The sequence below is a fragment of the Desulfovibrio cuneatus DSM 11391 genome, assembly GCF_000430005.1.
GTDB lineage: Bacteria > Desulfobacterota > Desulfovibrionia > Desulfovibrionales > Desulfovibrionaceae > Frigididesulfovibrio > Frigididesulfovibrio cuneatus.
Map to the genome: position 1 here is coordinate 76,080 of NZ_AUCY01000011.1, position 24,741 is coordinate 100,820.

General features: G+C 54.3%; 18 protein-coding genes and 1 other RNA gene. 10 read left to right on the top strand and 9 right to left on the bottom strand.

Features of this window, described 5'->3' with window-relative positions; genetic code table 11:
* Nucleotides 1-269: 269 nt before the first annotated feature.
* Entirely contained in the window at nt 270-1,658 is a 1,389-nt protein-coding gene (locus G497_RS0101905) for a 4Fe-4S binding protein (protein WP_169726955.1), read from the top strand.
* Between the two features lie 112 nt (nt 1,659-1,770).
* On the opposite strand, the gene G497_RS0101910 is transcribed toward G497_RS0101905, so the two are convergent.
* Nucleotides 1,771-2,277, bottom strand: coding sequence for a flavodoxin family protein (locus tag G497_RS0101910; protein WP_027186883.1), 507 nt, complete (start codon nt 2,275-2,277; stop codon nt 1,771-1,773).
* A 200-nt stretch (nt 2,278-2,477) separates the two neighbouring features.
* On the opposite strand from G497_RS0101910, the gene G497_RS16225 reads away from it, so the two are divergent.
* Nucleotides 2,478-3,398 carry a hypothetical protein gene (locus G497_RS16225; protein WP_034636159.1) on the top strand — a complete coding sequence of 307 codons (921 nt, stop codon included), beginning with the start codon at nt 2,478-2,480 and terminating at the stop codon, nt 3,396-3,398.
* A gap of 44 nt (nt 3,399-3,442) precedes the next feature.
* Here G497_RS16225 and G497_RS0101925 read toward each other — a convergent pair whose 3' ends face one another.
* Nucleotides 3,443-3,625 carry a hypothetical protein gene (locus G497_RS0101925; RefSeq protein WP_027186884.1) on the bottom strand — a complete coding sequence of 61 codons (183 nt, stop codon included), beginning with the start codon at nt 3,623-3,625 and terminating at the stop codon, nt 3,443-3,445.
* A gap of 38 nt (nt 3,626-3,663) precedes the next feature.
* Here G497_RS0101925 and G497_RS0101930 point away from each other — a divergent pair, with 38 nt between their 5' ends.
* From G497_RS0101930 to rnpB, 3 genes are all read left to right on the top strand, one after another.
* Complete coding sequence (locus G497_RS0101930; protein WP_027186885.1) at nt 3,664-4,455, top strand: Nif3-like dinuclear metal center hexameric protein; 792 nt, start codon at nt 3,664-3,666, stop codon at nt 4,453-4,455.
* A 199-nt stretch (nt 4,456-4,654) separates the two neighbouring features.
* Nucleotides 4,655-5,398 (top strand): zinc ribbon domain-containing protein, encoded by a 744-nt coding sequence (locus tag G497_RS0101935; RefSeq protein ID WP_027186886.1) that lies wholly within the window; start codon nt 4,655-4,657, stop codon nt 5,396-5,398.
* 79 nt (nt 5,399-5,477) lie between these two features.
* Nucleotides 5,478-5,852, top strand: an RNA gene (rnpB, locus tag G497_RS18820) — RNase P RNA component class A.
* A gap of 1,453 nt (nt 5,853-7,305) precedes the next feature.
* On the opposite strand, the gene G497_RS0101950 is transcribed toward rnpB, so the two are convergent.
* The 5 genes from G497_RS0101950 to G497_RS0101970 form a co-directional block, all read right to left on the bottom strand.
* Nucleotides 7,306-8,721: a GntP family permease gene (locus G497_RS0101950; protein ID WP_027186887.1), complete on the bottom strand. Its 1,416-nt coding sequence runs from the start codon at nt 8,719-8,721 to the stop codon at nt 7,306-7,308.
* 447 nt (nt 8,722-9,168) lie between these two features.
* Nucleotides 9,169-10,173 (bottom strand): 4-hydroxythreonine-4-phosphate dehydrogenase PdxA, encoded by a 1,005-nt coding sequence (gene pdxA, locus G497_RS0101955; protein WP_027186888.1) that lies wholly within the window; start codon nt 10,171-10,173, stop codon nt 9,169-9,171.
* Nucleotide 10,174: 1 nt separating this feature from the next.
* Nucleotides 10,175-11,530: a four-carbon acid sugar kinase family protein gene (locus G497_RS0101960; RefSeq protein ID WP_034636160.1), complete on the bottom strand. Its 1,356-nt coding sequence runs from the start codon at nt 11,528-11,530 to the stop codon at nt 10,175-10,177.
* Between the two features lie 128 nt (nt 11,531-11,658).
* Nucleotides 11,659-12,537, bottom strand: a complete 879-nt coding sequence (locus G497_RS16230; protein ID WP_051257736.1) for a DeoR/GlpR family DNA-binding transcription regulator — start codon at nt 12,535-12,537, stop codon at nt 11,659-11,661.
* A gap of 207 nt (nt 12,538-12,744) precedes the next feature.
* Nucleotides 12,745-14,052: a phenylacetate--CoA ligase family protein gene (locus tag G497_RS0101970; protein WP_027186890.1), complete on the bottom strand. Its 1,308-nt coding sequence runs from the start codon at nt 14,050-14,052 to the stop codon at nt 12,745-12,747.
* 496 nt (nt 14,053-14,548) lie between these two features.
* On the opposite strand from G497_RS0101970, the gene G497_RS0101985 reads away from it, so the two are divergent.
* The 5 genes from G497_RS0101985 to G497_RS0102010 all read left to right on the top strand — a co-directional run bounded on the left by G497_RS0101985 (nt 14,549) and on the right by G497_RS0102010 (nt 20,632).
* Nucleotides 14,549-15,958: a Na+/H+ antiporter NhaC family protein gene (locus tag G497_RS0101985; RefSeq protein ID WP_027186891.1), complete on the top strand. Its 1,410-nt coding sequence runs from the start codon at nt 14,549-14,551 to the stop codon at nt 15,956-15,958.
* A 166-nt stretch (nt 15,959-16,124) separates the two neighbouring features.
* Nucleotides 16,125-16,589: a CoA-binding protein gene (locus tag G497_RS16235; protein ID WP_084515882.1), complete on the top strand. Its 465-nt coding sequence runs from the start codon at nt 16,125-16,127 to the stop codon at nt 16,587-16,589.
* 138 nt (nt 16,590-16,727) lie between these two features.
* Nucleotides 16,728-17,171 (top strand): YkgJ family cysteine cluster protein, encoded by a 444-nt coding sequence (locus tag G497_RS0102000; RefSeq protein WP_027186892.1) that lies wholly within the window; start codon nt 16,728-16,730, stop codon nt 17,169-17,171.
* Nucleotides 17,172-17,210: 39 nt separating this feature from the next.
* On the top strand, nt 17,211-18,206 hold the full coding sequence (locus G497_RS0102005) for a J domain-containing protein (protein WP_027186893.1): 996 nt from the start codon (nt 17,211-17,213) through the stop codon (nt 18,204-18,206).
* A gap of 344 nt (nt 18,207-18,550) precedes the next feature.
* Entirely contained in the window at nt 18,551-20,632 is a 2,082-nt protein-coding gene (locus G497_RS0102010) for a methyl-accepting chemotaxis protein (protein WP_027186894.1), read from the top strand.
* A gap of 112 nt (nt 20,633-20,744) precedes the next feature.
* On the opposite strand, the gene G497_RS0102015 is transcribed toward G497_RS0102010, so the two are convergent.
* Entirely contained in the window at nt 20,745-21,464 is a 720-nt protein-coding gene (locus tag G497_RS0102015; protein WP_027186895.1) for a 4Fe-4S dicluster domain-containing protein, read from the bottom strand.
* Nucleotides 21,465-21,518: 54 nt separating this feature from the next.
* Entirely contained in the window at nt 21,519-24,527 is a 3,009-nt protein-coding gene (gene fdnG / locus G497_RS0102020) for a formate dehydrogenase-N subunit alpha (RefSeq protein ID WP_084515884.1), read from the bottom strand.
* Nucleotides 24,528-24,741 lie beyond the last annotated feature (214 nt).

A 24,741-nucleotide genomic window follows, 5' to 3' on the forward strand; every position in this document is an offset into this window, starting at 1 on the left:
CGTAAGGCTGATTCCTGTGTTAGGGTATTCGTGTGTGTTTTAGACGTGGGGCCAATGTTTAATGTCAATGCTTTTGCTGAATGTTTTAGCGATGTTTTTGCAGTTTTTTGTGAAATTCTGTCATGCGCATTGCCACCATAATCCTCTGCCGGATACCATTGGGAAGAGCTATGAATAGCAAACTAAAAAGTTATGAAATGACGCATTCTGATGAAGATAATTTGTCAGAAAAAAATGACAATTGGGCAAAGCCTGACTCTGGAACAGGCATGAATACAGGGCCTAAGCAAGTGAAAAAAGCCTCATGGTGGTTATTGCTGCCAGGTGTTTTGGCGGTGCTATTGCTTGGGGCGCACTACTTTCGGCAAAGTGATGACGGCATGGTGGTGTTTTGCCTTGCCTGCCTTGGCTTACTTTTACGCCGCATAACGTGGGGGGCATTGGCCCTTGCCGGGGTGTTGGGCTTTGGGGCGTGGGAGTGGGTGGTAACAGCCCAGCGCCTGGTGGGCATGCGCCTTGCCATGGGGAAACCGTTTGTGCGCGGCGCGGGAATTCTTGCCGGGGTGGCTGTGTTTACGCTGCTGGCAGGTGTGTTGTGCTGGCGCTATGCCAAAGCCATACAAGGCCGGAAAGAGCAGGGCAGCCTGCACGCAAAGGGGGCAGCGCCACATGCATATATTTCGGCAGTACAGGCCGTAGCGTTTTTGGGCACAGCGTTCTTACTGGGGTGGCTGCGGTGGCGTTTGCCAAACCTTGTGCCCCTGTTGGCAGACCGCTTCTTTCCGGGCATGGGCATGGTGCAGGTGGCCGGGGCTGCGTGGTATGCTGCCTGGGTGGCAGGGCTGTTGTGCCAGCCCGCTAAAGCAGGGAGGGTGCGGCGGCGGCTGTGGTGGCTGTTTTGTTCGGTGTTTTTTGCCCAGTTTGCTCTGGGGTTGGCAGGGTTTTCCACTTTCCTCATGACAGGGGCGCTGCACCTGCCCATTCCCGGCATGATTCTGTTTGGCCCCATTTTTCGTGGGGGCGGGCTGTTCATGGTGTTTTTGCTGCTGTTTTCTCTGATGCTGCTGGGCAGCGCGTGGTGTAGCCACCTGTGTTATTTTGGCGGGTGGGACGCCCTTGCCACCAATAAGCAACGCATACAGCCCCTTTCGCTATTTTGGCAGCGGGCTGTGCGTTTTGGGCGGCCTGTGGTGGGGCTTTTGGGGGTGGCTGTGGCCCTTGGCTTGCGGGTGCTGGGGGTTGAGGCCTATGTAGCCGCCATGGCAGGAGTGTTGTTTGGTGTGGTGGGGCTGGGGATTACGCTGCTCTTTTCCCGCCGCTACGGCCTTATGCTGCATTGCACGGCTTATTGCCCCATTGGGCTTATTGCCAACGTGGTCGGGCGTGTTTCGTTCTGGCGGGTGCGCGTTGTGCCGGAACGCTGCACCGGGTGCGGTGTGTGTGAACGGGTGTGCCGCTATGCCGCCTTAAGCCCGGTAGAGCGAGCGAACGGGCGCAGTGGCTTTCGCTGTTCCCTGTGCCGCGACTGCCTGGGGGCGTGCCCCCATGGGGCGTTGAGGCTGGGGTGCTTTGGGCTTACCCATGAGCTGGCAACGGCGCTGTTTGTGGTGTTGGTAACTGTGCTGCATGTGGTGTTTTTATGCACAGCACGCGTGTAAGGGGAACGCTGATGTGGGGTTCCAAGGGCATCATGCCCTTGGCGGAGGGGTTTGGGGAGGCAGGGCCTCCCCAAAGTAGAATGTAATAATATCAATTAGGAAATTGTCTATTTCAGCATTTCGCCAGCATCTCTTTAAAAAACGCCTGTGCTGCGGCAAAGTCTTGTGCATCGGGGTGGGTAGCGGCAACGGCGATGCGCTCTCGGCGCTCCTCTGTCATGGGGTGGCGTTGTTGTTCCTTGGGTCGGGCGGCTTGCCGGGCAAGGTGGGCCGGGTCAATTTTGCCCTGGCACAGGAACACGCCAAGGGTAGGGTGGGGAGCCACGGCTTCTAAGGCACGCTGGCGCACTTTGTCGGCATGGGGGGAGTCTGTGTAGGCCCCAAGGGTGCCAAACAGGCCCACGGTGCATGCTTCAATGCGGCGCATGTAGGCAAGCATGGCAGGGTCCGGCCCGCCAAGGGTGACCCAAAAACCAAGGCACAGCAAGTCATAGCCGTGCGGGGCTGGGGCTTCTTGTACAGGCAGCAGGGCGGTGCCTGCGGGCATAATGGCGTGAATGGCCTGGGCCACGGCACGGGTATTGCCAGTTTTGCTGGAATACACCACAAGGCAACGCATAGGTATCTCGTTTATTGTAATGAAGGGAAAATGCCCTGTAAGGGGGCAGGCTGGTGAAATGGCAGTTGTCAGAGGGGTGTGGAGAATGCTATATTCCACGGCACATCAGAAGTGTTTTCTGCTACTTCTTTCATACAGCATTTTTTCCATGCGGGAAAGGGGCTTTTTCTCTTTTGCCCTGTACCCCATAAGGCACGCATATGCTTTACAGGCTCTCCTCCCTTTTTGATTTGTTGCACCATATGTGGGAACATCCACGTTCAGAACGTTTGCAGGCTTCTGTGCTTATTTGCCTGTTTATACTTGGTTTTTTGGGAATTCAACTGAACCGCTGGGGGCTTTTGGCTTTTTTGCCACCAGATATTCTGACCCAGGTGCCCCTCAGTCATTTTCAGGCAGTGCATTTGGCGTTTTCCATGCTGCTGTTTTTGGAAGTTATGGGGCTCATTTTTGCTATACCCTATTCCATTTCACGGGCCATTGCCAAGCAGTTGGAAATTCTTGCCCTTATCTTGCTGCGCAATGCGTTCAAGGAGCTTACCTATTTCCACGACCCCATGGACTTTGCCCTGGACCAGGTGGTGGTGCCGCGCATTGTGGTAAGCAGTGTGGGGGCGCTTTTGGTATTTTGCTGCTTGGGCATTTACAGCCGCATGCCACGCTTTCACAATTCCATGCCCCCCCAGGAAGTTATGCGTTATGTAATGTGGAAAAAAATGCTTTCCCTGGGGCTTATAGTGGCCGTGGCCTACCTTGTAGCGCTGAAATTTATCAGCTTTTTGGCAGTCATGTTCCCGGAAGTGACCATGCTTGCTACCCTGAAAGCTAAGGAAACAACCCCGGCGTTTTTTGAAAACGTGTACACCATTCTCATTTTTGCCGATATTTTGATGGTGCTGGTGGCACAGCGCTTTCTGCCCAATTTTCAGGCGCTGTTCCGCAACTCAGGCTATGTTATTGCCACACTGCTTATGCGTATTTCTTTTGCTGCCCCTGCGTATTTCGACACCATTGTGGGGGTTATTGCCGCAGGCTATGCCCTGTTACTTACCTGGGCTGTGTCTGCCATGTTTCAACGCAATGAAGGTGAAAAAACATCACATTCTCCACCTTCTGGGTAATAGCCCCGTAGGCAGCAACACTATTTTGTCAAATCCCCTTTTTTTTATTGACTGTTGGTCAAGTTGCGCTTAATAAAGATGAAATCCATCAGGGCGCGTTTTGAGTTGCCACAAAAGCACTCAAGAGCAGCGGCCTTCACCACCAGCAATACAATTTCATGCATACAGCCAAGCCTTATCAATTTTTCTGCCACATTATTGGGCAAAAGGTGCTTTTCTTGGGTCACACCCTGGAAAGCACCTTTTCTTTTTATGGGAGGGTTTGATGAAAGCATCTGAAATTATTAAAGTTATAGAAAAAACGGCCCCCCTGGGCGGCCAGGCCCCCTGGGATGCAAGCGGCGTGCAGGTGGCTGCCCTAATGGACAATGTTACCCACGTGGGGGTGGCTTTGGACCCTTCATGGGCAACTGTGCAGGCGGCCCGCGCCGCTGGGGTGGACTTTTTGTTTACCCACCACCCGCTTTCCATGAAGCCGCGCTTTCCAAACCAGGCCGACGACTACCTGCGTATTCTTAGCCTGCTGCTTGGCGGGGCGAGCTGGCTTTACAGCGCCCATACTTCGCTGGATGTAAACCCGGAAGGCCCGGTGTGCTGGCTGGCCCAGGCCCTTGGGTTGGTGCAGCTTACAGTGCTTGAACCTACTGCCCCTGCCACAGCGGAACGCCCCACCCAGGGCTTTGGCTTTGTAGGAGAACTGCCCGCCCCGCTGGAATATGCCGTGTTTGCTGCGCAGCTAGGCACAGTGCTTGGGCGGCAGCAGTGGCAAGCCAGTGGACCACAGCCTAAAACCGTGCGCCGGGTGGCCTGTTGCCCCGGTTCAGGCAGCAGCCTTGCCCTGGAGGCAAAGCAACTTGGTGCAGATGTTTTTATTACGGGCGACATTAAATACCATGCCGCCCTGGAAGCCCCTTTGCGCATGTTGGATGTAGGGCATTTTTTGCTGGAAGAAGAAATGATGCGCCGGTTTGCCCAGCAGCTTGGCGTTGAACTTGCTGTTCCAGTAAGCTTTTTCCCCGCGGTTGACCCACTGCAACAGGAACGAGTGGCAGAGTAAGCTGCTGGCACACGAGCAGGCCGCAGCATAGCAAAGGGCAAGAGCCCAGTAAATTTTCCCACACCCTGCGTTTTTACGTTGAGTGTGGGGTGCAGGCCGCACGATGTGCGGTGTGTACAGGAACATTCCCGTGTGGAGTGTTCACCCCGCCGGGCGGTTGCCTGGCGCAGGAAACCTTTGTGGCCAGGAGGAAATCCACTTGAGCATTTATTTGAACCAAATTCGCCAGCTTATTACCTTGCAAAAGGTTGATGACGAAATTTATGTCCTTGATAAAGAACTGAAGGCTGCCCCCCAGGAATTGGAAGCCTTGCGCGCCCGCTTTGCTGAAGTGCAGGCCCGCCGTGAGCGCCAGAACGAAAAAATGGAGCACCTGCACGAGCAGGAAAAACGCCTTGGCATTGAAATTGAAGACGATTCTGCCCGTATTCGCAAAAGTAAAAGCAAGCTGATGCAGGTTGCTAATAGCAAGGAATACCACGCTATGGTGCGGGAAATGGATTCACTGGAAAAAGTGAACCGTGACCGGGAAGAAGAAAAAACCTTGTTGATTGAAGAGCTTACCCTGCAACGAGGTCTTAAGGAAGAAGTAGAAACGGAATTTGCTGCCGTGCAGGACGAACTGCAACGCTGCGAAGCTGGCCTGGAAGCGCGTGTTTCCAAATGCCAGACAGTGCGCAGCGGACTGGTGCAGCGCCGCACGGAAGTGAGCAAAGACGTGCCCATGCCTGTGTTTACCCGCTATGAATTTATTCGGGAACGCCTGGACCACCCGGTGATTGTTTCTGTGGTGAACCGCGTATGCGGTGGCTGCCACATTGCCATTCCGCCCCAGGCCTATATTGAACTGCAAAAAGGCACCCAAATTCTTTCCTGCCCCAACTGCCAGCGCCTTGTGTTTTGGCAGGAGCATTTTGAGCCGACCCAAAAGGCCGAAGAATAAACCGTAGAATAACTCTGGTTGTGCCCTTGTATTTACTGAGGGCACATAAAAGCCATTGCCAGGGGCCGTGTCCTGGCTGAAAGCGGAACGGACCATCGCCGCGGGAATGGGGGAAACCCTTGCACCGGGGAGGAAAGTCCGGGCTCCACAGGGCAAAATGCTGGGTAACGCCCAGGGGGGGAAACCCTCGGAGAGTGCCACAGAAAGTAAACCGCCCCGGAAATTTCCGGTGGTAAGGGTGAAACGGTGGGGTAAGAGCCCACCAGTTGCCGTGGCAACACGGTAAGCTAGGAAAACCCCGTTGGGAGCAAGATCAAATAGGAGAGCGCTTGAGGCCTGCCCGGCTGAAGCTCTCGGGTAGATTGCTTGAGGCTGCGGGAGACCGTAGCCCTAGAGGAATGATGGTCACCCCGCTTGCGGGAGACAAAACCCGGCTTATAGTTCCGCTTTCAGCCAGGGCACGGCCCGTGGTTGTAGAAAAAGACGTACCTTGTTATGGGGTGCGTCTTTTTTATGGGGATGGTACATCAGATTTTGAAGGGAAGGTGGCGTAAGAGGTTGTGCGGCGTGCCGCCGCGCCAGCCTGTTGTTTCTTGTTTTGTTTGCCGCTCCGCTAAGGGTTAGGGGGCCCTTGTGCGGCCCCCTAACAACCCCACACCCACGGGGTTGCACCCCGTGACCCTGCTAGGTTTCGGCCCGCGCTTTGACTATTTGTTTCCTGCCTCGCTACGCTCGGGACGCAAACAAATAGAACCGCGCGGGGAGAACACCGTGCAGGGTATGAATGAGGGGCTCTTATCTATTACGCATTATGATAAAAGTTGTACCACATAAGGTACGCGCTTTACTGACGGGAAGCGGTGTAAAAGTGTACTGAACTGCGCATGAGTGACGGGGCGCAACAAAGCGCGCTGAGGACGGGGGAGACTAAGAGAATTATCTGTAAGGTGCGGCGAAGCGCCGCGTCATTTTGTGATAGCAATGCCCCTTTGCGGCACAGCTCGTGCGTGTCTTTAGCTGCATCAGACGAGTTTACCCATAGCACCACCAGCGTATGTGCGCTTTGCTGCGCCCACTTACCCATGCGAAGTACGGTAGATTTTATCAGCACTGTTTTGCAGAGGGGCGATTACCTTTTGCGGCACAGCTTGTGCGTGTCCTTAGCTGTATTAGACGAGTTTACCCATAGCACCACCAGCGTATGTGCGCTTTGCTGCGCCCACTTACCCATGCGAAGTGCGGTATATTTTATCAGCACTGCTTTGCAGAGGGGCGATTACCTTTTGCGGCACAGCTTGTGCGTGTCCTTAGCTGCATCAGACGAGTTTACCCATAGCACCACCAGCGTATGTGCGCTTTGCTGCGCCCACTTACCCATGCGAAGTACGGTAGATTTTATCAGCACTGTTTTGCAGAGGGGCGATTACCTTTTGCGGCACAGCTTGTGCGTGTCCTTAGCTGTATTAGACGCGCTTACCCATAACTTGTACAGTGATATCCCGCGCGAATATATTTGTTCGTGTTACGAGCGTAGCGAGTAAGCAGAACAAATATACTGAGCGCGAGCCACAGGCTTAGCGGGTCTTGGGGCGCAGCCCCAAGCGCGTGGGGTTGTTAGGGGGCCGCGCGAGGGCCCCCTGACCCAAGCGGAGCGGCAAACAAAACAAGAAAAGAGGAATGGTGTGGCGCATGCGCCGCAACACCCCTCTGGCGAATCGGATGAATAATAAAAATGAGAAATGGTGTGGCGCATGCGCCGCAACCCCCCTCTGGCGAATCAGATGAATAAAGAGAAAAAATTAATGGTGTGGCGCATGCGCCGCAAAAAAAGTGAATCAGAAATACCCAAAAAAGGGGGCACACCGCAGTGCGCCCCCTTTTTAGTTCCGTAACGGAACTCCCTCACATTACATCAAAAACATATCGGTAATAATAAGAATGGTACACCCCACAGCCCAGCACAGGGTAGTGGTTACGGACCACACCCGAATTTGCTGGCGCACGTCCACCACGCCCAGGATGCGGTTTACCACCCAGTAGTAGCTGTCGTTAAAGTACGAGAAAATGAACGCCCCGGTGCAGCAGGCCAGTGCCCCAAGGGTGGGGTTCAGCCCCAACGTTGCCGCCATGGGTGCCACAATGGAAGCCGATGTGGTAATAGCCACGGTGCCAGAACCCTGTACAAGGCGCACAATGGTGGCAATGGCCAGGGGCAGTACCACGGCAGGCAAGCTCATGCCGGCAATTAGGCGTGCTACGTGGTCGCCTGCACCGCTGTCGCGCAGCACCATGCCCAGCGCACCGCCGCCGCCGGTAACCAGCAGAATAATGCCTGCCTGCTTTACAGACTGGTCCATGCTGGTAACCACTTCTTCCCGGGTCATGTTGCGGGTAAGGCCGTAAGCAGCAATAACAAGACCAAAGCCCACAGCCACCACAGGGTTGCCAAGGCCATCCACCAAGTTCATGAAGGTGGCAAAAGGCATGCCCAAAATGGTTTCCGGTTTAATTGCGCCTGCCCCGCCATACAGCGCTTTCGTGGCGGTACCCAGCAGAATGAGCACCACAGGCACCAGAATGGGAGCAAAGCTCATAAAGGCAGAAGGCAGGTTTTCGTCTTTTGAAGAGTGCAGCCAGTTGCCGCCTGCACCAATGGCGTAAGGCTGGTCCACAAAGCCTTCGCTGCCATCCGGGGCAGGCAGACGGAAGATTTTTTTGCCAATATATTTGGCATAGCCAATGGAAACAAAAGTCAGGGGAATAGCCAGCAATGCCCCGTAAAGAATCATGGAGCCAAGGGGCACCTGAAACTGGGCTGCCGCAAACACCGGGCCAGGGGTGGGGGGAATAAGGTGGTGGGTAATAACCAGGCCAGCGGCCAGGGCCACACCCAGGGTAATTAGGCTTTTGCCTGTGGCGCGTGAAATGGCCTTGGCAAGAGGGGAAAGAATAACAAAGCCAGAGTCGCAAAAAATAGGAATGGACACCAAAAAGCCTGTGGTGGCCAGGGCAATTTCTTCACGCCCCTTGCCGAATAGCCGCAAGAATACCTGGGCCATGCGTTTTGCCGCGCCAGACTGTTCAAACAGCGCACCCATCATAATACCAAAGCCAATAATAATACCAATGCTGCCAAGGGTACCACCAAAGCCTTTGGTAACAGAGGCCATGACCGCGCCAAACTGCATGCCCCCCACAACCCCGGTGGTGATGGCGGCAATAATGAGCGCCGGGAAGGCGTGAATACGGGTGTACAGAATGAGCACCACCAACAGGGTTATACCTGCCAGAAGCCCCAAAATCATTTGTGTACCTTGTTCCATACTGTCACTCCTGAAAAGTTCGTTGTGCCGTAAAGGCATTTTATACTTGCCCAGCCTTGTTGCGGGCACAGCATGCAACTATGGAAACGCTGATTTATTCCGTTTGGCGACTTTCTTCCGCTTGGGCTTCGTTGAGATGAACAGCCAGCAAAGCTGTCTGTTCCCTCCGCCCTCGCTCCACGGCTCGCTATGCTCGCGACTGCCGTCTTCCTTTCTCCACTCGGGCTTCGTTGAAATGAACAGCCAGCAAAGCTGTCTGTTCCCTCCGCCCTCGCTCCACGGCTCGCTATGCTCGCGACGGCCGTCGGCTTTAGGGAATCAACCCAAGACGGAATTGTCACTTTTGCTTCAAAAAAAGCTCGCGCACAGGGCCTGTGTCCCCGACCTTGCCAAACGAAATAACTGCGCGTTTCCCAAAGGCTATTTAATCAGTCTTCGCTATAAAAATTAGGAAGCACTGTGGCCTTTAAAATTGGGGGCATACAAAGCCGCAAGGCGAATGGCTTCCACCATGCTCACAGCGCTGGCCTTGCCTGTTCCGGCAATGTCAAACGCGGTGCCGTGGTCCACGGAAGTACGTAAAAATGGCATGCCAATGGTCAGGGAAATGGTGCGCTCAAAATCCACCATCTTGGTGGCAATGTGCCCCTGGTCGTGGTACAGGGAAAGTACTGCGTCCCAAGCGCCTTTCAGGGCAAAGTGGAACACGGAATCTGCGGGTTTTGGCCCCACAACCTTAATGCCTGCCACCTGGGCTTCCATAATGGCGGGCAAAATTTCGCGGTCTTCTTCATCACCAAACAGGCCATGTTCCCCGCAGTGGGGGTTTAACCCTGCCACGGCAAGGGAAGGATTTTCAATGCCCAGCGTTTGCAGTGCTTCATTGCACAGGGTAATGTAGCGTCCAACCCGTTCTTTGGTTATGGCCTTGCACGCGTCTATAAGGGAAAGGTGGCGGGTAAGGAAAAACACGCGCAAACCAAGCACCTGAAACATGGTAAGCGGTTCTTTGGTGCCGGAAAGGTCGCCCAGAATTTCCGTATGCCCAATGTAAGGCACGTTGGCAGCCTTGAGGGATTCCTTGTTGATGGGGGTGGTGGCAAGTGCATCCACAGTACCACTCATGGCAAGTTCCACCGACTTTTTGATGTACTCAAACGCGGCATTGCCGCACTGGGCCTGCACTTGGCCGTAAGTAAAAGTACCCATGTCCATGTTGTTCATGTCCAGCAGGTTCAGCACGCCTTCCTTAATGCCGGAAAGGTTTTCCTTTACCAGGTTCACAGGCAGGTTCACTTTGGCAATGGCTGCGGCCTTTTGCATAACGGCCTTGTTGCCCACCACCACCACGCGGGCGGCATTTTTTACTACAGGGTCTGCCAGTGCTGCTGCCAGAATTTCCGGGCCAACCCCTGCCGGGTCACCCATGGGAACACAAATTAACGGTTTCATTTTACACCTGCCCTTTACGTTTTTTTGTCGATATTTTGGTGAACAAATAGTCAACACAATGCACCAGGCTTTCTTTGTCGCCTACAAACCCGCCCTTGGTTACCATGGGCAAGTCCGGGAAATCACCATGAATCACCCTGCCGTAAACAGCAAGGGGCAACACTTCGTCACGCACGCTAAACCCCCTGGCGGAAAGGTGTTCAATGGCACTTACTGTAACTTCGCCGCCGGAAGTGTAGAGGCCCCCAATGCGTAGGGAAGGGGTGGCAAGGGCCTCTCGCACAATGGTGGAAAGCCCACTGGTTATGTCTTCGGAAATCTGACTGGGGGTTTTGCCCATTTTTTGGGCCATGCCTTCAAGGGAAAATACATCTTCTGCCTTGGCTGCCGTACACACGCCAAGCACAGCCGCATCTTGCGGGGCGTGTTGCAGTTCTTGCAGTACCCTGGCCACTTCCGCAGCCCGCTCCTGTGGGGCGGAAAGCAGGGCAGGCACATTGACGGCGCAAAAATAACACGGGTGGGTTACATGCAAATATTCCATTTGCATACGTGTTAATTGCGTTGTGCTGCCAATGGCGCAGAAAATACGGTTCTCAAATTCGTCGCGCAAGGACTTTATCTTAACAGCGGCAAGTTCCGCTGTAAAAGGCCCAGGGTCCACTGCCAGCACAGGAAAAGGCACTTCCCCCAAGGCCGCGGCAATAACGGCAATGTCGTCGTCAGTCACTGCGTCGCACACTACAATGCGGCTTCCCTTCGCCACGGTGGCTTGCACCGCAGCGCGCACGGCATCTGCCCCGGCCAGCACCGTTTCCAGGGGCACCGTGCCCATGGGCAGGGCTGTTTGGCGGCGAATAATTTTTACCACAGCCGTGTCAAACAGCGGGGTGGCAGAATCTTTGGCAATGGGGGAGCATTCCAGCGGCACACCATGCACAATAAGGTAGCCACCCACAGCAATACGCCCGGAAGATGGGTAGGAAGGCACCACCACGGCCACATGGGGGGGCTGCGCTGGGCCATTTTTTTGGGCAAATACAGCGTCCAGGGCGGCAAGGGCAGCCTCAATTTCTGCCCCCACGTTGCCACGCAAGGTGCTGTCTATACGCTTGGCCGTTACAACGGGCGCTTCCGCAGCCAGGGTGCTTACTGCGGCATACACAGCGTCATAGGCTTCCTGCTGACGCAACAGGCGGCTATCCGCGCTCATGGCAACGGCTGTATAGTCTTTAAAAAATTCTGGCGACCATGCTGCAAGGCTTAAGCACGTGGCGCTTTGAAAGCCCTTGGCGGTTAACAGGGCACCGTTTGCGTTGGCACCTGTCAGGTCGTCTGCAATAACCGCTATTTTCATATAGATTCCTTTGTTACTTTCTTCTGAAAAATCTGAAGTACAAGCCGCATGCAGCAAAAAATACATTAAGGGGGCAGTTGATTAAGTGACATTCTGGAAACGCTCAGTCTTTTGTTTGGCAGCGCTTCCTAGGCAATGCGCAGTTGCACCCCAGTTGTGAGCAACCCCTTGCGGGTGGCGGCAGGCAGGCCGCTGTCTGTAATCACCTCGGTGAAGCCTGTCAGGTCTGCCACGTGCCATGGGCTGTAGTTGGCATATTTGGTGCTGTCCACCAGCAAAATGCTGGCTTCTGCGCTATGCATCATGCGTTGCTTGAGGCTCATTTTTTCGCGCGAGCTGGTGGTTACCCCCCGTTGTGCATCCCACACGTTGGTGCCAATAAAGGCCAGGGAGGCGTGCACAGAGCCGAGCATGGTCAGGGAAGATGCGTCTATGCAGGAAAGGCTTACGGGGTCGATGGTGCCGCCAGTCACATGTACTGTGGTTTGTGGATGCGGGGCCAGCACAAGGGCAATTTGCAAATCGTTGGTAACCACCGTAAGCCGCCGCCCGGCCAAAAGGCGGGCCAGTTCCAGGGTGGTGGTGCCAGCGTCAAGTACCAGGCAGGTATCTTCCTGCACCAGTTGGGCCGCAGCACGGGCAATGGCCTGCTTGGCAGCAAGCATGTGGGTGGCTTTGTGGGAGTAGGGGATGTCGTGCGGCTGGAAGTTGCGAGGCACAGCCCCACCCCAGGTTGTTTGCAAAAAATTTTGTTGTTCCAGCACTTTCAGGTCACGTCGAATGGTCATCATGGAAGTGCCAAGGGCTTTTGCAAGCTCCCGCGTGTGTACTGCCCCGCGTTGCTGAATAAGCTGGGCCATTCTTTGCCGCCGTTGTTCAGGCAGCAAAGGGTCTTGGCATGTGGGAACAAGAGCGTGGAACGGCTCTCCTTCTCCCTTGGGGGCGGAAGCCTGTTCACCACGTACAGGATGCGATATGGCATGTGCGGGGGTGCTGGAATGTTCCATGTTGTTCACTTTTCCCGTAAAATGCGTAATTTTATGTTGCTTTATGTGCTTTGTTGTTTCAATTCCATGCAGTCATAAAAAAGTCAAGTGGTTTATTGTCCATTGTGGCGCAACAAAATTAAGCGCATAAAAGAAACCATATGATCCTAAAACAGCAAAGCCCCCGCATGTGGCGGGGGCTTTGGTTCAGCGTAAATCAGCGTTTCCCTAAGACTCGTTGCGGCGGTCAAACACCCTTTGTGCCTTCCCTTCAGAACGTTGCAAGCTGCGTGGCTGCACCAGGCGCACCTTCACCGTAATGTTCAGGAAGTCCTTGATGGCTTTTTGGAGCCTGCGTTCATATTCCAGCATAACGCGCACTTCGTCAGAAGCAAACATGCCTTCAGTAATTTCCACCCGTACTTCCATGTGGTCCAGGTTTTCCAGCCGGCTCACTTCAATTTCATAATGCGGGGCAATGCCTTCTTCCTGCACCAAAATGGCCTCAATCTGCTGCGGGTATACGTTTACCCCACGAATAATCAGCATGTCGTCGGAGCGGCCAATAATGCGGCCCATGCGCACATGGGTTCTGCCACATATGCAGGGAGTATAATCAAGGGTGGTAATATCGCGGGTACGGTAACGCAGCAGCGGAATACCTTCTTTGGTCAGGGTGGTAATAACCAGCTCGCCTGTTTCGCCGGGGGGCAGGGGGCGCCCTGTGGCAGGGTCAATAATTTCCGGCAGGAAGTGGTCTTCAAAAATATGCATGCCGCATTTTGCTTCCAGGCATTCCTGCGCCACTCCCGGCCCCATTACTTCAGAAAGGCCGTAAATATTCAGAGCGTCAATGCCCAGTTTGGTTTCAATTTCCTGGCGCATTTCTTCTGTCCAGGGTTCTGCACCAAACACGCCAACGCGCAGGGGTAAATCGCGAATGTCTATGCCTTCGTCCATGCCTACCTCATGCAAGTACATGGCATAGGAAGGGGTGCAGGTAATGCCTGTGGCACCAAAGTCGCGCATAAGCTGTACCTGGCGCTTGGAACTGCCGCCAGACATGGGAATTACCGTGGCCCCCAGGTGCTCTACCCCGTAGTGCACGCCAAGCCCGCCAGTGAACAGGCCGTAGCCGTAGGCGTTATGGATAAAGTCGGCAGGGCCGAGCCCGGCAGCGCACAGGCAGCGGGCCATGAGTTCGCCCCAGTTGTGTACGTCGCGCTTGGTGTAGCCAACCACAGTGGCGCGCCCCGTGGTTCCACTGGAAGCATGGAGGCGTACAATGGTTTCACGCGGTACCGCAAACATGCCAAAGGGGTAGCCGCTGCGTAGGTGCTGTTTTTCCGTAAAGGGCAAGCGGGCAAGGTCTTTCAAGGAGCGTACGTCCCCCGGCTTCACGCCGCATTCATCAAACGCCTGGCGGTAGTAGGGTACGTTGGCATACAGGCGCTCGCACAGGTTTTGCAGGCGCTTTAATTGCAGGGCTTCCAGTTCATCGCGGGGAAGCATTTCCTTATCTATGTCAAACATCATGGGTGTTTCTCCTCACGAAACTCTTCCACCAGGAAGGCGGGAACAAGGGGCAAAAAAGGAACCACTGCGTACAGAGCGTTCCCAAAAAATGCAGGGCCGCTTGGCTGCAATAGTGTGCCTTATGGCGGTATCAGGGTCAATAACTTTCCTTTGCAAAAATAGCCCACCCCACCTATTTCCTTCATTATCCAGCTATAATGCCTCTGCGCTTCATACTGCACCTCTAAATATACAGGTTCTGGTCTGTAAATCATCAAAACACCTCCCCCGGCATCCTTTTTTTGCCCTGCCACCGCTTGTGCCCCGGCGGCAGATGCGCTACACTGCTATGGGTGTTTTTACCAAACCGCCACAACAGCACCCGGCCATGGGCACGGGCCATGCCTTTATGCCCCCCATGGCAATGGTTGGGCCTTACATCCCATGCATTCTAGGGGCAAAAGCCCATGCCTTTATACAGGCATAACCGTTTACCTTCCGCAGCATAAGGAACGTCATGACGAGCACACAGCGTAAACCTTCCCTTTTATGGGCCATTCTTACCTTTTGCCTGCCTATTGGCATTATTTTGTACGGCACGGTTTGGATGACCATTCGCCCCCCTGTGCTGCCCCTGCTGGCAGCCATTGCTGTGGCTGGTTGCATGTGCCTGAAAAACCCCTTCTTTCCTAACGGGTATACCTGGGAAGAATTGCAGGGAGGCATGTTTGAAGCCCTTGGGCGCATTCAAATTGCCATAGCTATTTTGTTGCTGGTGGGCATGATTATTGCCGCCTGGCTTGCTTCCGGCACCATTCCTGCCATTATTTACTGGGGGCTTAAACTTATTGCTCCGCAGCATTTTTTGCTTTCAGCCCTGTTCCTTTGTTCGGTTTCTTCCCTTGCCACGGGCACTTCTTTTGGCACCATGGGTACCCTTGGTGTTGCCCTGCTGGGTGTGGGCACGGCCCTCGGCTTTTCCCCTGCCATGACAGTGGGTGCCATTGTTTCCGGTGCCTACCTGGGGGATAAAATGTCTCCCGTGTCTGATTCCACCAACATCACCGCCAGTATATGTGAAGTGCCGCTGTTCCAGCACATTGCTTCCATGATGTGGACAACCGTGCCCGCTTTTGTTGTGGCAGCGGTTTTGTATACTCTTCTTGGGGCGGGGCACGCCCCCACCGGGGCAGAACAAAGCAACCTGCTGCCCTTGCTGGAAGGTATTGAAAAATCGTTTCCCCTTTCCCCAGTGGTGTTTCTGCCACCTGTTCTTATGATTAGCCTGGCCCTTATGCGTATGCCAGTACTGCCCACCATGCTGGCCTGCCTTGTTTCCGCCATTGGTATTGCCATGTTTTATGGTGTCCCCCTGGAAAGCCTGGCAAAAAGCATGACCACAGGCTACAAGGCCTCCACCGGGTTGGCCGGGCTTGATACGCTGCTCTCCCGCGGGGGGCTTATGAGCATTATGCCCACAGTGTTGCTGCTGTGTTCCGGCGTGGCGTTTGGGGGCATTCTTGAGCGGGCCAAAATACTGGCAGTATTGTTGGACGCCATGCTGGCAGGGGCGCATTCCGCCTTGCGCCTGGTGGGTTCCACCCTGCTGGCAGCCTATATTATTCTGCTGGGTACTGGCAGCCAAATGCTGGCAGTTATTGTGCCGGGCCGTGCCTTTTTACAGCCTTTTCGCAAGGCAGGCATAAATCCGCTGGTACTTTCCCGCACGTGTGAAGACGCGGGCACTATTGGCTGCCCCCTGGTGCCCTGGAGCGTCCACGCCTTCTATATTCTGGGAGTGCTTGGGGTAAGCGCCTATGAATTTGCTCCGTACGCTTTTTTAAACATTTCGGTCCCCGTGTTTTCCCTGCTGTGTGCCGCTACTGGCATTGGCATGTGGAAAAAGCCTGTACCCAAGAAAAAGTAACTGAAGCTTGCCCTTTGGCCTTTTTGGGGGCTATAGTTTTTGGCGCGCTTTCCAAAGATTTTTGCCCCGTTGCATGAAGCAGGGCAGAAAACGGAAAAAGACCGCACAAATTGCCTGAATGAAATAATGCAGCGTTTCCATACCATATAACCCCGGTAACTTTGCCATGCAGCACCCCATACACACACCAGCCTTTTGGCAAGGTATACGTACCATTGCCATTGTTGGGGCCAAAGACAAACCGCACAGCGATGTGGACAGAGTGGGCCGTTACCTTATTGCTGCCGGGTTTACCGTTATTCCTGTTCACCCTGCCCGTAAGGAAGTGTGGGGCCTGCCCGCCTACCCAACCCTGTTGGAAGTGCAGGAGCAAGTTGACATGGTAAACCTGTTCCGCGCCCCGCAATATTGCCTTGACCACGCACAGGAAGTGTTGCGTATGTCTAACCGGCCCAAGGTATTCTGGATGCAGCTTGGCATTAGCAACAGTGCTGTGCCCCCGCTGTTAACACCGCATTCTATTGTGGTGGTGGAAAACCGTTGCTCCATGGTGGTGCATGCCGAAGCCACCGGGGGCCGTGCTGCCCCGCATGGGGCGTTTGCCATTGATGCCATGAAAAAACCGAGTTAAGGAAACGCTCATTTCACAGGACAACAAGGTGTTTGGTATAGTACCTTGTATTTACAGTATATAACGACACGCTACGCGGATGCCCGCCACGCGTCCACCGGGTAACAGCAAAATGCGTTGCCCCCCATAAGGAGTAGCATGTCTTCCCAATTTTCCTGTAAATGCTGCGGCCACTGTTGCGAAGGTAAAGGTGGCATTGTTATGAGCCGAAAAGACAGAGAACGGCTTGCCGCCCACCTGGGCCTTTCCGTGGAAGTGATGATTGCCCAATACGGCGAACACGCTAATGGAAAAGTACGGCTGCAAGTGGGCAGCAATGAAAAATGCGTGTTCTTTGTGGAGGGCACCGGGTGTGGCGTGCATGTTGCCAAGCCAGATATTTGCCGTGCCTGGCCCTTTTTTCGTGGTAACCTGCTGGACCCTGAAAGCCTTGCCCTGGCCAAAGATTTTTGCCCCGGCATTCCTGCCAGCATGGGCTTTGAAGCCTTTCAGGCAGAGGGACTTGCCTACCTGCGCAATGAAGGCCTGAGCACAACCGAACAAGACGCACCGCGGGCTTTGTTTATTGAAGATTTGGAATAGCTTGATTACATACAATATGCCGTAAAAAGGAACGTCCACATGACCTTGAAAGAGTGCTACGCAACACTCAAGCTGCCTGAAGGCACACCTCTGGATGAAGTTAAAAGCGCCTACCGTAAGTTGGCGTTTTCCTTGCATCCAGACCTGAACCCTGATGTGCCCAACGCTGGCAAGCTGTTTCAGCAGTTGAATGAAGCGTATGTGACCCTTTCTGCCAAGCTGGAACAAAAGCGCCCCATGGGTGAGCGCAAAGCCCAAAGCGCCAGCAGCCGGGCAGAGGACGATTCCGTAAAAGCCAAAGTGTGGCAAGAATTTACCAAGGCCAAGGCCAAGGCAGATGCCGCCAGGGCTAAAGCCCAGGAAGAGGCAAAACGTGCCAAAGAACGGGAAGCTGCAAAAGCCAGAGCCGCGGAACAGGCTGGCTGGAATGCCCAGGCAGGCCCCAAAACACGGGAAGAAGCCCACCGTGCCTATGTAAAGGCTGGCACCCCGCGCCATGAAGCATGGGAAAACGGGGCTGATGATTTTGCCCCGGAACAGCAGGCCCACCGGGAAGAAGTACTGCGCGATATTTTGAACGACGACTTTGCCCGGCGGGTATTTTCAGACATTTACAGCCATATTGAGCAGGAGCGGCTGCACGCCCCAAGCCAGCCTAAAACTGCGCATACAGGCGGCAGGCCTGGGGCCAAACAACCTCCCAATGGGCACACACGGGTGCAGCCCGCACAGCCCCCTAAGCCAGGCCAACGGGTGCGCAGGGTACATGCCGAAAACGGCTTTTTAGGTAAGGTTTCTGGCTGGCTGCGCAAGCAAATAGATGACCAGCAAACCATTCGGCTGCCCAAAGAGCAATTGATGCCCGGTGCCAAGGTACGGCTGCAAATTCAGCACGGCCTGCTCGGAGAGGTGGAAACAGTGGAAGTTGTGCTGCCGCCTGAATTTACCCCGGAAAAGGCCATTCGCCTGCGGGGCATGGGGCGCAGGCTGGGCAACTGGAGCGGCGACCTTTACGTTCGCATTGAGCCCATGTAATACTGTGCATCGTTGCTCTGCACGTTTTACCCCCTGTGGGCGCCAGTCACCCTGTTGTGCTGTGGGGGGGGAGGGCTTGTTATTGCTGCCTAAGCCCTTTCCTGCAACATAAGACTGAAAGAAGTAGTTTCCTGCATGGCTCCATGTTGTACAGCAGGCGGGCATTCTTCTGCTGTTGATGGACGTATGGCAGTGTATTTTTTTTGTTTGCATGAAATAATTCGTAAAAATATCATTTCTGGCTGGTAGGGGACTTAACTTTTTAGCAGACTAGCCGATTATATTGGTAAATTATTACTATCTGCTACGAGAGTAGCTTTTCATTCAATACCAGGAAGTGTGTTATGACCATCCGCTTTAAAATGCTCATGGCCTTTATTCTGACAACCGTGCTTACGGTGGCGGTTATTGGTTCACTCGTGTTTGTCAACTTCCGTACCTATGCCTTGGGGGCTTTTAGTGAAGAAGCCACCGGGCAGTTACGCCGTATTGATGACATTATCAAGGTGTATATGGATAGTGCCGCCAACACCGTGCGCCACATGGCTACTATGCCAGAACTGCGAGAAGGTTTGGGGCGCCTTACCCCTATAACTGGTGCGACAAAAGACACTTTGGTTGACAGGCCAACGTTGACCCCACAAGGCCAAAAAATATTTGATCTTTTTTCCATGTTAGCCAAGCCTAACCCCGCTTATGAACTTGTGTATGCCGGCTTTAAAGATGCAGGCCTTGTTATATTCCCAGGTGTGACGCTGCCAGCAGGCTATGACCCACGTACCCGCGAATGGTTTACCACAGGTATGCAAAGTTCCGCAGAGGTAAGCTTTACCCAGCCGTATGTTTCATCCACCAAAATGGTAGTGCTCAGCGTTATGCACCGGGTAAGGGACGCTGCGGGTGCGGCCATTGGCGTGGCTTCGGTTGATTTTAACCTGCAAACCCTTACCAAGGCCCTAAGTGATATGCGCTTTGGCAACACTGGGTACGTTATGGTGTTTGATGGAAAAGGAACCCTGCTGGTGGACAAGAATAACCAGGGTAACATTGGGAAAACCATTGCAGAATTGAATAGCCCGTTGTTACACCGTATAGGCTCCATGCAGGAAGGTCGCTTTGAAGCAGAAATAAGCGGCACAACGCATGTTGTGCAGGTGTATGTTTCTTCCACAACCGGGTGGAAGCTTGTAGTGCTGCGTGAACAAGGCGAAGTGCTTGCCGGGGCCGTTCAGTCTAGCCTTAACGTTCTGTATGCCGGGCTTGGTATGCTGTTGCTGGTAAGCGGACTTGCCTTTTTTATTGCCCGTTCCATTGCCCGGCCCATTAGCGTGTTGGTTGAAGCTTCAAGCCAGGTAGCCGGGGGGAATTTAACAGCTCTCCCTGTTGAACGGTTCACGGGCGAAGTGGGGCAGTTGCAACATAGCCTTGAAAGTATGATAGGCAGCCTTGGCGAGCTTATTAGCACTTCACAAACCAAAACTGCGGAAGCAGAAGAACAAACGCAGAAAGCCGCACAAGCCCTTGAACAGGCCCGTGAAGCAGGTGAAAAAGCCGAACATGCCCGGCGCGATGGGATGTTGCAGGCAGCAGGCCAGCTTGAGAATATTGTTCAAAAAATTGGTGAAGCCACTGTTAACCTTGAACAAAGCATAAATGTCACCAACAACGGCCTTGTGCGCCAGGTAAGCATTATTACCGAAACAGCCAGTTCCATGGATGAAATGAGCGCCTCTGTGACGGAAGTGGCAAAAAATGCTTCTGATGCTTCAGGAAATGCACAACAAGGCAGCAAAGAAGCCAGTTCCGGTAAGCAGAACATGACAATGGTGGTTAAGGGCATTAACGATGTGCAAAACAAGGCTGGGCATGTGCAGCAAAGCCTGGATGCACTTGGCGAACAGGCAAACTCCATTGGCAGGGTTATGGGTATTATTCTGGACATTGCAGACCAGACCAACCTGCTGGCGCTGAACGCAGCCATTGAAGCGGCCCGCGCTGGGGAGGCCGGACGCGGTTTTGCCGTGGTAGCCGATGAAGTGCGCAAACTGGCTGAAAAAACAACACAGGCCACGCAGGAAGTGGGGCAAACCGTAAGTGGTATTCAAACTGGTACGCAAGACAGCAGGCACCACATGCAAGAAGCTGAAAGCGCCATTGTGCGTACCATTACCAACGTAACGGAAGCAGAAGAACGCCTGGACCATATTGCAGCGGCCATTGAAAGCACTGCCGGGCAACTGCACTTCATCGCATCTGCTGCGGAAGAGCAGGCAGCAACCAGCCATAGTGTGGCCAGAAACAGCGCCACCATTCAAACCATGATTTATGAAGATACTGAGAATCTTGCCAATTGTATGAAGCTGATTGATACCATGAAGGGCAATGCCAAGGAACTTGCACAGCTCGTTGCTGATTTGAAAAAATAGATTCCCCAGGTACCCCTATTCAGGGAATCCTTCAAAAAAAACGCCATGAGTGTGCACAACTCATGGCGTTTCCTTATTTCGTCTTCTCTATTTTCTCTTTCTTCTTACCAACTTACAACCCCAGCACCTTCCGCCTGCTAACCCCTGCCACCAGTGGGCCATTGTGTTTGAACACTCTGCCGGAGTCTGCCACCATATACCCGTGGTAGTACTGCGGTGGCTGTTCACACAGGTACAGCACGCGCACGGCTTCGGAATCTGCCAGCAGGGCAGTGGGGGTGCGTTGCTGCACTTCTTGCAACCGTTGCAGGGCAAGGCGCATCATGGTATCGCGGTCGCCAAAGTGCATGGTGTCGGTAGGGCAAGTTTGCACACAGGCGGGCTGCATGCCTTGTTGCACCCTGTCTATGCACATGTTGCATTTATAGATGCGCCCTGTGGCAGCGTCCAGCCGGGGAATATCGTAAGGGCATGCCTCGCGCACCATGCGGTAATCCACCTTGGCGGTCTTTTCCGTATACAGCACGGCCCCGGTGGCTTCGTCCTGGAGTATTGCCCCTGGCAGTTGGGCGTCTGCCGCCATTTTGCAGGAAGGTACAAGGCAGTGCCTGCACTGTTCAGGAAAGAACAGCCATTTAAGCACGCCATCTACTTCCACTTCATTAAAGCGCACAAGCTTGAAGGTTTGGGCGTTAAGGTCCGGCGGGTTTTGGTAGGAACCCGTGTTGCTGGTTTCCGTGTAGCCGTTATTTTTCCACTGCTTGCAGGCTGCCTGGCAACCCCGGCAGGCTGTGCAGCGTGTTTGGTCTATGAAAAAGGTTTTTCCGTTCATGGGTATATCCTTATTCGGTATGGCGTTGAACGCGCTTTTTTCGTGCAAATCACACTACAGCTTACGCACGTTCACCATAAACGCTTTGGTTTCCGGAATGCCGGTGTTGGGGTCGCCTACAGAAGGGGTGAGTACGTTGGCGGAATCGTTGCCGCTACCGGGTTTTTGGCCCCAGGCAAACTGCCAGGGCAGGCCCACTTCATGCACTGTTTCCCCCATAATCTGCATGGGCTTTATGCGCGGGGTCACCAGGGCCACCACCTGCACGTTGCCTCGAATGGATTCCATTGCCACCCGTTCTCCGTTTTCAATGCCCAGTTCTGCGGCCAGTTCACGGCTTATTTCGCAAAAACCTTCAGGCTGCATTTCCTTCAGCCACGGGGTGTTGCGGGTCATGGTGCCAGACTGCCACTGCTCCGTTACCCTGTATGTGGTGCACACGTAAGGGAAGCGCTTGTCGCGCACGGCCTTTTCTTCCCCCTTGAAGGTAACGGCCACGGGGTTCACCCGCTGGCCGGAAAGGGGGTTGTGGTCCAGGGGGCTTTCAAAGGGTTCATAGTGCTCCGGCAGGGGGCCATCCACCCGGCCAGGGCCAAACAACTGCCCGCGGCCTTCACGCACCATAATAAAGGGCAGGCGCTCCCCTGGGGGCCATGCGCCATCGGGCACGTCGCCGCTCCATTTTTTGCCGTCCCAGGTAATAACGGGGCGGGTGGGGTCCAGGGGGTTGCCCTGGGCATCTACACTGGCGCGGTTGTAAAGAATACGGCGGTTGGCAGGCCAGGCAAACGTCCAGTTGGGATACAGGCCAATGCTTTTTTGCTGCTCTGTTTGGGTGGGGTTGCGCCGGGCCATAAGGTTGCCTGCTTCGGTAACGCTGCCGGAAAAAATCCAGCAGCCGCAGCTTGTGCTGCCGTCGTCTTTCAGGGCGGCAAAACCCGGCACTTGCTGCCCGGCCTTAAAGGTCACATCGCCTACGGTGGTGTCTTTTAAAAACTGCCCGTTAAGGCGTTTTGCCACTTTTTCGGCGCTGTAGGCCTTGTTTTCCCGGTAGTCGGTGTCCAGTTGCAAAATGGGTTCAGGGAAGGTTCCACCCTGTTCTTTATACAGGGCGCGTATGGCATCATACATGTCCAGCATAATGTCACCATCGCTGCGGGAGTCGCCCAGTGGGTCTGCCCCCTTGTGGCGCCACTGCATCCAGCGGCCGGAGTTGATGACAGAACCGTCTTTTTCCACACTCATGGCGGCAGGCAGGAAAAACACTTCGGTGTTAATGTCTGCCGGGTTCATGCCAGGGCCTTTCCAGAACTCTGTGCTTTCGTTGTGGAACAGGTTTACCGCCACCATCCAGTCCAGGGTAGCAAGGGCCTTGCGGTTTTTGTTGGCGTTGGCACCCCCGGCACAGGGGTTTTGCCCCCACACAAAAGCGCCGGTAAAACCGCCTTCCATCATGCGGTGAAACAGGTTCAGCCATTCGTAGTCGGTTATTTTGGTATCTTCCAGTTTGGGCAGGTAACTATAGGCTGTTTCTAGTTCTGCCTTGGGGTACAGCGACTTTAAGTAGGAAGCGATGTATTTGGGGGTGTTGTTCCACCAGTTGGCGCTTTTGGGGTCTTTGGTAATGGGGGTGCCCAGTTTTATGTAGTCTGCCAGGGTGGGGGCAGAAACCTTGGGTATGGGCAGGTAGCCGGGCAGGTTGTCTGCCAGCAGGGCAATGTCGGTTGTGCCTTGCACGTTGGATTCACCGCGCAGCGCGTTTACCCCGCCCCCGGCAATGCCAATGTTGCCCAACAGCAACTGCACCATGGAAAGGGCGCGAATGTTCTGCACGCCCACGGTGTGCTGGCACTGGCCCATGGCGTACATTATGGTTCCAGCCTTGTCTGGCCTGCCCGTGGCCCCAAAGGTGTTCCACAGTTGCAGCAAGGTTTCCTGGGGAATGCCTGTTACGTTGGAAGCCATTTCCGGCGTGTAGCGGCTGTAGTGGCGCTTCATTACCTGGAACACGCACTGGGGGTCTTGCAGGGTGGGGTCTTTCTGGCTAACGCCTTCGCCTTCTGTGGCAAAGCCCCACTTGGCCCTGTCGTATTTATTGGTTGCCTCGTCAAAACCGCTGAACAAGCCGTCTTCAAACCCGTACCCCGGCCCCACAATGTAGGAGGCGTTGGTGTTGGCCACCACATAGTCTTTGGAATACAGCTCGTTATCCAGAATGTGGAGAATCATGCCACCCCAGAAGGCAAGGTCGGAACCGGAGCGAATGTGGGCGTGCATGTCTGCCTTGGCAGATGTGCGGGTAAAACGTGGGTCCACGTGAATAAGCTTGGCCCCGCGTTGCATGGCCTTGGTTACCCAGCGGAAGGAAATGGGATGTGTTTCTGCGGCGTTGCTGCCCATAATAAGCACCACGTCGCTGTTTTTCAGGTCAATCCAGTGGTTCGTCATTGCACCGCGTCCGAAGGACTCTGCCAGAGCCCCTACAGTAGAACTGTGTCAGATGCGGGCATGGCTTTCAATATAGACCATGCCTAACGAGCGTAAAATTGCCTGGTACAGCCAGCCTTCTTCCGTGTCTAGCGCAGCAGAACCTACAGAGGCAATGGCGGTGGTGCGGTTTACGGTTTGGCCCTTGGCGTTTTTGGTTTCAAAGCCTTTGTCGCGGGTGTCTTTAATTTTTTGGGCAATGCGCGGCAAGGCCCAGTCCCAGCTTTTTTCTTCCCACTGGCTGCTGCCGGGGGCACGGTACAGCACGGAAGTAACCCGGCGGGGGTTTTCCGTTGTTTGCCACATGCTGGCCCCTTTGGGGCACAGGGTGCCACCGTTGGTGGGGTGGTCCGGGTCGCCTTCAATGTTTATGGCGCGTTTGGTTTGCGGGTTGGACCACACCAAAATGCCGCAGCCCACGGCACAGTAACAGCATATGGAAGTGGTAATGGTGGCTTTGTCCAGCTTGAAGGCTTCTGTCTGCTGGGCTGCCCGGGAAAGGTTTATGCCAAGGCCGCCAAAGGCGCTTACTGCCCCCCCGGCCACCATTGCTTGTATAAAGGTACGACGTTTCATAATGCCTTCCTTTGTAATTATTCTATGGAAACGCTGATTTATTCCGTTTTGCGGCGTTGCTTCACTTTTTTTGAAACAGTCGAGGACGGAAGAGTTGACTCGGCCCGTCCTGGGCCTCGGCCTTCGACTCCCGCCCTTCGGGCAGTTCCCAATTCCGCTTTCCTGAAGAATTGTCACTCCTGCTTCAAAAAAAGCTAGCGCCTTGCCAAACGAA

Excerpts from the sequence above, each read along its gene's own strand:
- G497_RS0101970 (WP_027186890.1), bottom strand. The coding sequence starts at position 14,052 with ATGATGTTTGACATAGATAAGGAAATGCTTCCCCGCGATGAACTGGAA.
- G497_RS0101930 (WP_027186885.1), top strand. The coding sequence starts at position 3,664 with ATGAAAGCATCTGAAATTATTAAAGTTATAGAAAAAACGGCCCCCCTG.
- G497_RS0101950 (WP_027186887.1), bottom strand. The coding sequence starts at position 8,721 with ATGGAACAAGGTACACAAATGATTTTGGGGCTTCTGGCAGGTATAACC.
- G497_RS0101985 (WP_027186891.1), top strand. The coding sequence starts at position 14,549 with ATGACGAGCACACAGCGTAAACCTTCCCTTTTATGGGCCATTCTTACC.
- G497_RS16225 (WP_034636159.1), top strand. The coding sequence starts at position 2,478 with ATGCTTTACAGGCTCTCCTCCCTTTTTGATTTGTTGCACCATATGTGG.
- G497_RS16230 (WP_051257736.1), bottom strand. The coding sequence starts at position 12,537 with ATGGAACATTCCAGCACCCCCGCACATGCCATATCGCATCCTGTACGT.
- G497_RS0102000 (WP_027186892.1), top strand. The coding sequence starts at position 16,728 with ATGTCTTCCCAATTTTCCTGTAAATGCTGCGGCCACTGTTGCGAAGGT.
- G497_RS0102005 (WP_027186893.1), top strand. The coding sequence starts at position 17,211 with ATGACCTTGAAAGAGTGCTACGCAACACTCAAGCTGCCTGAAGGCACA.
- G497_RS0101960 (WP_034636160.1), bottom strand. The coding sequence starts at position 11,530 with ATGAAAATAGCGGTTATTGCAGACGACCTGACAGGTGCCAACGCAAAC.
- G497_RS0101905 (WP_169726955.1), top strand. The coding sequence starts at position 270 with ATGAATACAGGGCCTAAGCAAGTGAAAAAAGCCTCATGGTGGTTATTG.
- G497_RS0102010 (WP_027186894.1), top strand. The coding sequence starts at position 18,551 with ATGACCATCCGCTTTAAAATGCTCATGGCCTTTATTCTGACAACCGTG.
- G497_RS0101910 (WP_027186883.1), bottom strand. The coding sequence starts at position 2,277 with ATGCGTTGCCTTGTGGTGTATTCCAGCAAAACTGGCAATACCCGTGCC.
- G497_RS0102015 (WP_027186895.1), bottom strand. The coding sequence starts at position 21,464 with ATGAACGGAAAAACCTTTTTCATAGACCAAACACGCTGCACAGCCTGC.
- pdxA (WP_027186888.1), bottom strand. The coding sequence starts at position 10,173 with ATGAAACCGTTAATTTGTGTTCCCATGGGTGACCCGGCAGGGGTTGGC.
- G497_RS16235 (WP_084515882.1), top strand. The coding sequence starts at position 16,125 with ATGCAGCACCCCATACACACACCAGCCTTTTGGCAAGGTATACGTACC.